Source organism: Paenarthrobacter sp. NPDC089714, from assembly GCF_044748905.1.
Taxonomy (GTDB): domain Bacteria; phylum Actinomycetota; class Actinomycetes; order Actinomycetales; family Micrococcaceae; genus Arthrobacter.
The window spans coordinates 22760-31765 of record NZ_JBIVGX010000018.1 but is presented as its reverse complement, the minus strand read 5'-3'; the positions used below and the strand labels follow the sequence as shown (position 1 = coordinate 31765).

Here is a 9006-nt window from a genome sequence, read left to right as displayed (position 1 = left end):
CGGTCCCGTGAGAGAGCGTCCCCCCAAACAGGGCGGTTCCGTGAGAGAGCGTCCCCCCAAACAGGGCGGTTCCGTGAGAGAGCGTCCCCGCAAACGGGCGGTTCGGTGAGAGAGCGTCCGGGGGTGCAAAAATGCCCGCCGCCTTGGCAGGCAACGGGCATTCACGCTTGATGAAGTATCTCTACTTCTTATTGCGGCGCTGGTGGCGGGTCTTGCGAAGCAGCTTGCGGTGCTTCTTCTTGGCCATACGCTTGCGGCGCTTCTTGATAACTGAACCCACGAAAGTTCCTTACAAACTAGATGAAGGTCCTGTCTGTTGGAACGGATCCGCGGACAAAGCAGCAGACAGTACAACTGACAGATTCTTACAATGACGTAAAACGTTCCTTAACAGGGTACCGCTTCACAGGGGCACCCAATGACCACTGACCGTCACACGGACTTTGGCAAGGGCTCAGGCGGTCTCCGATTGCCCGTCCACAACAGCACCTTTGAGGTACTGGGCAACGGCCTCTTCCGGAACCCGGAAGGATCGGCCGAACCTGACGGCGGGCATCTCCCCTGAGTGAACCAGTCGATACACAGTCATTTTGGAAACACGCAAGACGTCGGCTACTTCAGCCACCGTCATGAAACGCGCGTTCGAGAAGTTAGTCTCTGCGGACATTTCCCATATTCCTTTGCTCTCAGACAGTAGGACACCCCCAGTAGAACGGTGTGCCGATGCTGAGCCATCAAACAACCATGTGCTAGATACTCTAGAGGCTGATGGGGCCAATGTGAAAGAGCTTGTGCCTAAGTGGGAACCTACTCCGCGGTTGCCAGGCGGCGCTTCCTGGCCGAGGCTGCGAGCTGCTCCAGCACGGAAGCCGTAACGTCCCATTCCATGCAGGCATCCGTGACGCTTTGGCCGTAGACAAGTTCCTGCTCCCCCGCCAACTGCTTGGCAACGTCAAGGTTCTGCGCGCCACCCACGAGGAAGCTCTCCAGCATCACCCCGGCAATAAGGGAAGAGGCACCGGCCTCAAGCTGCGCGCCGATTTCCAGGGCGACCTCGGCCTGCCGGTGATGGCTCTTGCCGCTGTTGGCGTGGCTGGCATCGACGATCAACCGCGGGTTGAGTCCCTTGCCCGCCAGCTTGGACGAAGCTGCTGCGACGTCGGCCTCGGAGTAGTTCGGCCCCTTGCGCCCGCCACGGAGGATCACGTGGGTATCAGGATTTCCGGCCGTCGCCACCAAAGCTGCCCGGCCGTCGTCGTCGATTCCCAGGAAGGCTTGCTCGGCAGCGGAGGCCCCACACGCGTCGATGGCCACCTGGAGGTCGCCGTCGGTGCCATTCTTGAAACCGATGGGCATCGAAAGCCCCGAGGCGAGCTGGCGGTGGATCTGGCTCTCGGTGGTACGGGCGCCGATGGCACCCCAGGAAACCAGGTCGGCCATGTACTGCGGGCTGATCGGCTCAAGGAATTCGGTGGCAGTGGGCAAGCCCAAGGACGTGACCTGCTTCAGGAAGCCCCGGGCCGCACGCAGTCCGGCGGCGATGTCGTGGCTGCCGTCCAGGTGCGGATCGTTGATGAGGCCCTTCCACCCAACCGTGGTGCGCGGCTTCTCGAAGTACGTCCGCATGACGATCAGCAGGTCTTCCTTGTGCTTCTCGGCCTGGCTGACCAAGCGACGGGCGTATTCGAGGCCCGCCTTGGGATCGTGGATGGAGCATGGGCCAACAATGACCAGGAGCCGGTCATCCACGCCGTCCATGATGGCCCGGACTTCGTCACGGCCACGGTCGACGACGGCAGCTGAGCGGGCGTCCAGCGGCAACTCGGCGATGAGGTCCTGGGGTGCCGGAAGCGGCTCGAAACGGGCGACGCGAAGGTTGGACGTCGCGGGCTGCGAACTGTTCGAGGTCAAAGATTCCGGGGCGATGCTGGTCATTTTCTGGGTCCTGTCCGGGATGCGGAGCGGGCCCCTTTTCAGAACCCGCCGGATATGGCGAAGGGCAGAGAATGATCTCTGCCCTGTTGGCTCTGAAGGAAAGTTGGATGCGTGTCAGTTAGACGCGGGCCCCTCCAGAGCCAACGAAAAATACGCATACCAACGCTTAGTCATAGCCACACCATAACCGCGCGGGATCACACCCGGCAAATCGCGTCCGTCATGATGACAAGAGTTTGCGCAGGAACTGCAATTGCTTGATCCAGTGGTGTTCCTGCCCGCCCTCGTGGTTGTTGAAGCGGTACACCTCTACGTCCTTCTCAGGCGACCCGCCTGCCACACCGTAGGCGTTGTAGCTCGCGAACACCGTGGACGGCGGGCAGATATCGTCCATCTGGGCGGCGGAGAACAGCGCCGGTACCGAGGCAGCACGGCCCAAGTGGACCCCATCGAAGTAGTTCAGCACCGCCAAGGTGGACTCGTAGCGGTCGCGGTGCCGCCCCAGGAACGAGGCAATCTCCGGGTACGGGCCCCGCGGCGCAATATCGATCGCCCGTGGAAAGTCCTGCAGGAAGGGGACATCCGGCAGCGCGGCGATGACGCCGTCGAGCCTTCCCGCTGTGAGTCCCGCAGTGGCGACCGTGATGCCGCCGCCCTGGCTGACGCCCGCCAGGACAACCTTGGAAGGGTCGACGGCGGGATGCTGCTGAGCCGCTTCAACCGCCCGGAAGGCGTCGGTGTAGACGCGCCGGAAATAGTACTCGTCCTGATGGCCGGAGCCGCGGGTCATGAGGCCGGCGTAGTTCACCCCACCGGCAGAGGGGTGCGGGTCTGGAGTGTCCCCGGAAACGCCGCCGTAACCCTGGCCCCGGGTGTCCATGATGAAGTGCGCATACCCGGCCTGGGCCCAGCGGGTGTTCTGGTTGACCAGCCCGCGGCCGCCGGAGTAGCCGATGTATTCGACCACCACGGGAAGGCGTTCCCCGGCATCGCGGTGCGCCGGGACGTGCAACCAGCCCTTGATCCGGTTTCCGCCGAAGCCGGAGAACGTGACGTCGAAGGTGTCGATGACGCTGAGGTAGTTGTCCACGGGCTCGAAGACGGCGTCCAACGGAAACAGCCGGGCCTCAGCGATGGTCCGGTCCCAGAAGGTGTCCAGGTCGGCTGGCGGCACGGCGCCGGACGTGTAGTCGCGGAGCTGTTCAAGGGGAAGGTCGAAGAGTGGCATGGTCCGTTCCAGGGTGAGGAGTGGGAATTACGGCGGTGAGGACATCCTACGTCATGGCAGGGTGGTGCCCGTCACAGTGCTTCAACAACCAGGTTTCGGTAGGCCGCCACGAGCGGGGCCATCTGCCTGATGCCAAAGTATCCGCCGCCAAGCGGTGCCTCAGCGGGATCCACCCAATCGAACAATGGAAGTCCGTTGATGGAGAAGGCCACACGGGCTCCATCTTTGATGACCTCCATGCGGTAGAAGCCACTGGCGTCCTCGGCGGGCGGGAGAGGGTCGGCCCCCTGGGCCACAAGTTCGAAACCGGCACTCTTGCGCAGGTTACAGGTCCGGAAGGCCCGTTCAGAGGCGTACTTATGGCGGAAGTAGGAGACGTGGAGCGCGTCCATGTCGCCGGAGTGGTACTGCGGGTAGTACCCGGTTCGCGGCGACAACCGCGGAGAGAACAGGTCCTCGCCACCATGGCCCCGGGCAGAGAAAAACACCATGGCCAGGCCCGGCTCCTCCACGGGCCGGAACTCCCAACTGATTCGAACGTGGTCCGGCAGTTCCTCCGGGCACCACAGCGTCCAATGGGCGTGGTCGCCGAATTGGTCCGCATCCACCGAACCGGAGAGCAGCAAGGCACCGCCTTCCGCTGCCGCGGCACCGTCGGCCACCGCCGAAGCCGCCCTCAGCCCGCCGGCGTCGTACGTTCCCGCCGTCACCGGACCTTCGGCCACCCAGTCCGACACATCGTCGGGCCCCCGCAAAGGGTTCCGGTACACCACGTTCAAGCCGAAGCCCCCGCCCGGACCGAAGAAGCCAAACCATAGCCAAGCGACTCCAATTGCCCGGCCACGTGGGCCGCGATCATGCGGGCGCCCTTCTCATGGAAGTGGGTGTTGTCCTCCAGCCCGCCGGCCCAGTGGGCGTGCTCTCCCGGCGCGAAATGGAAGAACAACTCCTTGGAGCCCTCCTCCCCGAGTTCCTGGTACAGGGCGCGGGTCCAGGTGTTGAGGTCGATCACCTCAAGCCCGAACTCGCCGCCGAGTTCACGCACGACGGCGGGATAGTCACCGAGCGTTTCCTGCGGGACGCCCGACTCGAAATGCCGGCGTTCCACCGATGCGCACAAAATCGGAACCGCGCCTTTGGAGCGGACCTCGGCAACCATGCGCCGGAGATTCTCCGCGTAGCCGGTACGGGCCCCAAGGTGGTCACGCTTCTGGTCGTTGTGCCCAAACTGGATCAGTACCAGGTCGCCTTGGACGGCCTGGTGCAGCAGTTGGTGCCACAGGCCTTCTTCCCGGAACGATTCGGTGGTGGCGCCGCCCTTGGCGTAATTGTGAACGGCCGCCCACCAGTACGTTTCGGGCGCGAGGTGGGCACCCCAGCCGCTCATCGGAAACTCGAAGCTGGGGCACGCGGCAACGGTGGAGTCGCCTGCGAGGAGGATCTTCATGGTGTCCTTTGGTTGAGTCTTAGCCCTTGACCGAGCCGATCAGCATGCCTTTGGCGAAGTGCTTCTGGAGGAAGGGATAGAAGATCAGAATGGGCAGGGTAGCCACGACGATCACCGCGAACTTCACGCCTTGTTCGGGCGGGATGTACGTGGGATCCACGTTGCCCGTACCCAGCAGGTCCGAGGCCGCGGTGACTTGGCGGAGGTACATCTGCAGCGTCCACATGTTGTTGTCGCTGAGGTAGAGCAGCGGTGACATGAAGTCGTTCCAGATGCCCACGGCGTAAAACAGCGCGAAGGTTGCCAGCACGGGCTTCGACAGCGGCAGGAGGATGCGCCAGAGAATGCCGATCTCCGTTGCGCCGTCCATCTTGGCCGATTCCTCCAGCTCCGCCGGGAGCTCCTGGAAGAAGTTCTTGATGATGATGAGGCTGAAGGGGTTGATCGCGGCCGGAAGGATCAACGCCCAGTACGTGTTCAGCAGGCCCAGGTCCTTCACCAGCAGGAAGGTGGGGATCATGCCGCCGGAGAACACCATGGCGAAAACCACCAGGGAAAGGATGAGCTTCCGGCCCCGCAGCCCGCGCTTGGCCAAGGGGTATGCCATGGTCACCGTGAGCAGCAATTGGATCAGCGTGCCCACCAGAGTCACCAGCACGGTGGTGAGCAAGGCCTTGGTGAACGCGGGCGTGGAAAAGATGTACTCGTAGGAGCCCAAGGTGAATTGCTCAGGCCAGACGAAGAAGGCCCGTCGCGTGATCTCCGCTTCCGTGGCAAACGAGCCTGCCATGACATACACGAACGGCAGCAGGGTGATGATCCCGATCAGTGACAGGAACACATAGTTGGCAGCGTCGAAGACCCGGCCGCCGCGGGTGTTGTGAATCTTCATTAGAACAGTCCGCTCTGGTTGAACCGCTTGGACAGCCAGTTGGTGCCGAAGATCAGCACGATGCCCACCAGGGATTTGAAAAGCCCGACGGCGGTGCTGTAGCTGTACGCGCCCTGGGTGATGCCCACAAAATACACATAGGTATCGAAGACGTCGGCCACGCTGCGGTTGAGTGCGTTGGTCATGAGGTAGATCTGCTCGAAGCCGGTGTTCAGCATCTGCCCGATCGCCAGGATGAGCATCACGATGATGGTGGACCGGATTCCGGGCAGCGTGATGTGCCAGACCCGGCGGAACCTTCCGGCACCGTCGATGATCGCAGCCTCGTACTGGTCCTGGTCAACGGTGGCCAGGGCGGCCAGGAAGATGATGGTCCCCCAGCCCGTGTTCTTCCAGATCTCCTGGAGCACGATCAGCGGCCGGAACCAGTTGGGGTCGGACAGGATGTCGATGTTGGTGCCGAACAGGCCGTTGACGAACTGGAACAGCGGGCCAATGTCCAAGGCGAAGAGCAGGAAGCTCAACGAAGCCACGATGGTCCAGGACAGGAAGTGCGGGATGTACACGAGGGTCTGGACGGTGCGCTTGAGGATCGAGAGCCGGACCTCGTTGAGCAGCAGGGCCAACACGATGGTCAGGGGGAAGGCGATGCCCAGGTTCAGGAAGGCCAGGATCAGGGTGTTGGCCAGAAGCCTGGGGAAGTCAGGATTGGCAAAGAAATCCGTGAAGTTGGTGAACCCCACCCACGGGCTGCCGTTGACGCCCAGGAACGGAACGTAATCCTTGAACGCGATCGAGACCCCGTACATGGGTCCGTACCGGAAGATCGCGAAGTACAGAACCCCCGGCAGCAGGAGCAGGTAGAGCCACTTGTAATGGGCAAAGTGGACAGCAAAACCGCGCCGCCGCGCCGGGGCGGGCGGCTGCGTGGCCGCCCGCTCCGGAGCTTTGGCATCAACTACCGGCGCTGTCACTTCTTGTTGTCCTGCCAGAGCTTGTTGATTTCTTCCTTGACCTTGTCACCGCCGCTGGTGTTCCACAGCTTGATGGCGTCCTTCAGGCCCTGCTCGTCGATCTGGCCGGCGAGGAACTTGATGCGGGCATCGGCCACGATGTTGTCCAGCTGCGCACCCTTGGCCACGTAGGTGGGCGAAACGAAGGCGGCTGCCGGGTTGTAGACGGCGCTCTTGACGTCCTCGGCCATGACCTTCACCCGGTCGTCGAACACCTTCTGCTCGTACTCGGAAGGCTGCTTGACGGCGTAAAAGTTGTTGCCCGTGACGTTGGTACCCAGTTGCGCGTAGCTCTTGATGTCAGTGTTGACCACCTTGCCTTCGGGCGTTTCAGGCTTGATGGTCGCGGCCAGGTTGCCCTCGACGGCGAAGTTGACGCCTTCGATGCCGTTGTTCAGCAACACGGCGACTTCCTTGCTGTTCATCTTGTCCAGGAACTGCAGGACGTTCTTCAGTTCGCCTTCGGTGCGGACGCTGGACTTGGGGATGGCCAGGAAGCCGGAGTAGCCGTCAGTCGGGTGGGCATGGAGTTCGCCATCGGGCCCCTTCAGGCTGCCCACAAAGCCCACCTTGTTCTGGAAGTCATTGGGGTTGGCTTGCTTGAAGAGGTTGATCAGCACGCTGACCCGGGAGTCGACATCCACAATGATGCCGCCCTTGCCGTTGAAGAAGGGCTCGTTCCATTTGGTGCCGTCAAAGGTGGCGAAGTCCGGGTTGATGAGCTTCTCGTCCACCATCTTCTTGATGAAGCGGTCAGCTTCCAGGAACTCGTCCGTTTCGAAGCTCGGGACCAGCTTGCCGTCGCGTTCGGTCCAACGGTTGCCCGCTCCGAACCACGTTTCGATCATGTCGTAGGGGCTGTTGGTGCCCAACGCGCCCCACTTGGGGATGGTGATGCCGTAGGTGTCGTTCTGGCCGTTGCCGTCAGGATCCTGCTCGGTAAAGGCTTTGGCTACTTTGTAGAGGTCTTCAACCGTTTCGGGTGCCCTGAGGCCGAGTTTGTCCAGCCAGTCCTGGCGGAACATCACGGCCGCACGGATCGGGTTCCGGGCCCGGAAGACGCCGTACACCTTGCCGTTGACGCTGGCGTTCTGCTCGACTTCCGGGAAGGTGGTCTTGAGGTTCGGGTAATCCTTGAGCTTGTCCGTGAGGTCCCAGAACGCTCCGGCTTCGGCGTTCTTCACGAAGCCCGGCGACTTGCTTTGTACCACCAGCACCTGCGGGATCTCCGACGACGCCAGGGTGATATTCATCTTGTCTTCATAGGAGGAGTTTGGCGTCCACGTGATGTTGACGTCCTTGCCGGTCAATTCCTCAAGCTTCTTCTGCACCGCGCCATCGGCCGACGGCGGCTGGGCTTCGAGGAACGGCGCCATGATGCTGACACTTTTCAGATCGGCCGCGGGCGCTTCGCCTCCGCCACACGCTGTCAGGGCAAGCGCTGCGGAAACAACGACGGCGGCTGCGAGCGTTGGTTTTCTACGGTTCATGATGTTCCTTTTCCACTTCTTCGGGGTTGGTGTCCGTCGGGTCTGTCGGGACCCCGCCGTGGAACCTCTTGATGGTCCACAGGTGGTCCCCCTGCTCATTTTGATACGTTTCATTCGTGCCCACGCCGAGGGGCTCCATCGAGACGCCGGAGTGCCCCTGGACATCGAGGGAACGGTGCAGGACATGGTTCTTCCTGGAGTTGGAGTCACGCAAGACTGGCCTCCTTCGCAGGGTGGTCCGCCGGCACGCTGGGCGCTTGACTGCCGGCAGCCGCCACGGAATCGTCGTTGGCCGTGAAGAACCGGTCACTGAGCCATCCCGTGACGTACAGCCAGGCGCCGATCCCGAAGAAGGGCAGCAATCCGGGCACCGCGCGGCAGGCGAAGACTGCTGCGGCCGTCACGAACAGGAGGATGGCAGTCCCGGCAAGGTGGCGCATGGTGAATCGGGAAGCCATGAGGAAGTACTGCGGCAAAGGCAACTCGTAGCGGGCATACATCGGAAAGAGGTGGCAGACCGCACCCGCGGCAAACAGCATGGCCAGGAGGACGGCAATGGAGGCAAGTTGCGAACCGAGATCCCGGCCGCCGGAGAAGTAGCCCCAGTTCAGGACGAGTGCTGCCGCCACCAGCAACACCGGCAGTCCGAGCACGTTGCCCTTGGCGAAGTTCTTGAAATACTCCCGGGCGAAGCGACGGAACAAGGGCACAGAATTGCCGCGGACCTTGTCGCGGACCAGGATGTGGGCCGCCACCGTGCTTGGCCCGACCCCAAGGACCACTCCACCCATGAGCGTGAAGGCGATCCAAAGGACATTGAGGCAGGCAATCCACAGGAGTGTGTCGAAGAACGTGTAGGCCCGGAAGCCAAACGCACCTGACGCCATGGGACTCCCCCTTTCTCCATCGTTGCAGAACAGGCCCAGGTAACTCGCAGTTGTTGTTGTCTTGAAGGCTCAGAGCAACCACAAATGCCAGTCTGTTGGGGTAGCCCCGGGATG

At 62.3% G+C, this 9006-nt stretch carries 11 protein-coding genes; all 11 read right to left on the bottom strand.

Annotation, left to right across the window (positions count from 1 at the left end; translation table 11 throughout):
- Positions 1-181: 181 nt before the first annotated feature.
- Positions 182-280: a 30S ribosomal protein bS22 gene (locus ACIPY3_RS21065; protein ID WP_003792170.1), complete on the bottom strand. Its 99-nt coding sequence runs from the start codon at positions 278-280 to the stop codon at positions 182-184.
- Positions 281-454: 174 nt separating this feature from the next.
- Positions 455-667 (bottom strand): helix-turn-helix domain-containing protein, encoded by a 213-nt coding sequence (locus ACIPY3_RS21060; protein WP_017199160.1) that lies wholly within the window; start codon positions 665-667, stop codon positions 455-457.
- A gap of 140 nt (positions 668-807) precedes the next feature.
- Complete coding sequence (locus ACIPY3_RS21055; RefSeq protein ID WP_400337120.1) at positions 808-1935, bottom strand: 3-deoxy-7-phosphoheptulonate synthase; 1128 nt, start codon at positions 1933-1935, stop codon at positions 808-810.
- 220 nt (positions 1936-2155) lie between these two features.
- Positions 2156-3163, bottom strand: a complete 1008-nt coding sequence (locus tag ACIPY3_RS21050; RefSeq protein ID WP_400337118.1) for an acetylxylan esterase — start codon at positions 3161-3163, stop codon at positions 2156-2158.
- A gap of 71 nt (positions 3164-3234) precedes the next feature.
- Entirely contained in the window at positions 3235-3936 is a 702-nt protein-coding gene (locus tag ACIPY3_RS21045) for a DUF1961 family protein (protein WP_400337180.1), read from the bottom strand.
- 2 nt (positions 3937-3938) lie between these two features.
- Positions 3939-4610 carry a rhamnogalacturonan acetylesterase gene (locus ACIPY3_RS21040; RefSeq protein WP_400337117.1) on the bottom strand — a complete coding sequence of 224 codons (672 nt, stop codon included), beginning with the start codon at positions 4608-4610 and terminating at the stop codon, positions 3939-3941.
- A gap of 19 nt (positions 4611-4629) precedes the next feature.
- The gene (locus ACIPY3_RS21035) at positions 4630-5502 is read right to left on the bottom strand and encodes a carbohydrate ABC transporter permease (RefSeq protein WP_397325595.1); all 873 of its coding nucleotides are present in this window, start codon (positions 5500-5502) and stop codon (positions 4630-4632) included.
- Positions 5502-6476 carry an ABC transporter permease gene (locus ACIPY3_RS21030; RefSeq protein ID WP_400337114.1) on the bottom strand — a complete coding sequence of 325 codons (975 nt, stop codon included), beginning with the start codon at positions 6474-6476 and terminating at the stop codon, positions 5502-5504. The genes ACIPY3_RS21035 and ACIPY3_RS21030 overlap by 1 nt, the downstream gene beginning before the upstream one ends.
- Positions 6473-8005: an extracellular solute-binding protein gene (locus ACIPY3_RS21025; RefSeq protein ID WP_400337113.1), complete on the bottom strand. Its 1533-nt coding sequence runs from the start codon at positions 8003-8005 to the stop codon at positions 6473-6475. Before ACIPY3_RS21025 ends, ACIPY3_RS21030 begins: the two co-directional genes overlap by 4 nt.
- A complete protein-coding gene (locus tag ACIPY3_RS21020) occupies positions 7995-8219 on the bottom strand; it encodes a hypothetical protein (protein WP_400337112.1) in 225 nt (74 codons plus the stop codon). The genes ACIPY3_RS21025 and ACIPY3_RS21020 overlap by 11 nt, the downstream gene beginning before the upstream one ends.
- Positions 8212-8892 (bottom strand): YesL family protein, encoded by a 681-nt coding sequence (locus ACIPY3_RS21015; RefSeq protein ID WP_400337111.1) that lies wholly within the window; start codon positions 8890-8892, stop codon positions 8212-8214. The genes ACIPY3_RS21020 and ACIPY3_RS21015 overlap by 8 nt, the downstream gene beginning before the upstream one ends.
- Between the last annotated feature and the right edge of the window lie 114 nt (positions 8893-9006).

Coding starts and splice junctions, on each gene's coding strand:
- ACIPY3_RS21060 (WP_017199160.1), bottom strand. CDS start 667: ATGTCCGCAGAGACTAACTTCTCGAACGCGCGTTTCATGACGGTGGCT.
- ACIPY3_RS21055 (WP_400337120.1), bottom strand. CDS start 1,935: ATGACCAGCATCGCCCCGGAATCTTTGACCTCGAACAGTTCGCAGCCC.
- ACIPY3_RS21050 (WP_400337118.1), bottom strand. CDS start 3,163: ATGCCACTCTTCGACCTTCCCCTTGAACAGCTCCGCGACTACACGTCC.
- ACIPY3_RS21040 (WP_400337117.1), bottom strand. CDS start 4,610: ATGAAGATCCTCCTCGCAGGCGACTCCACCGTTGCCGCGTGCCCCAGC.
- ACIPY3_RS21035 (WP_397325595.1), bottom strand. CDS start 5,502: ATGAAGATTCACAACACCCGCGGCGGCCGGGTCTTCGACGCTGCCAAC.
- ACIPY3_RS21025 (WP_400337113.1), bottom strand. CDS start 8,005: ATGAACCGTAGAAAACCAACGCTCGCAGCCGCCGTCGTTGTTTCCGCA.
- ACIPY3_RS21015 (WP_400337111.1), bottom strand. CDS start 8,892: ATGGCGTCAGGTGCGTTTGGCTTCCGGGCCTACACGTTCTTCGACACA.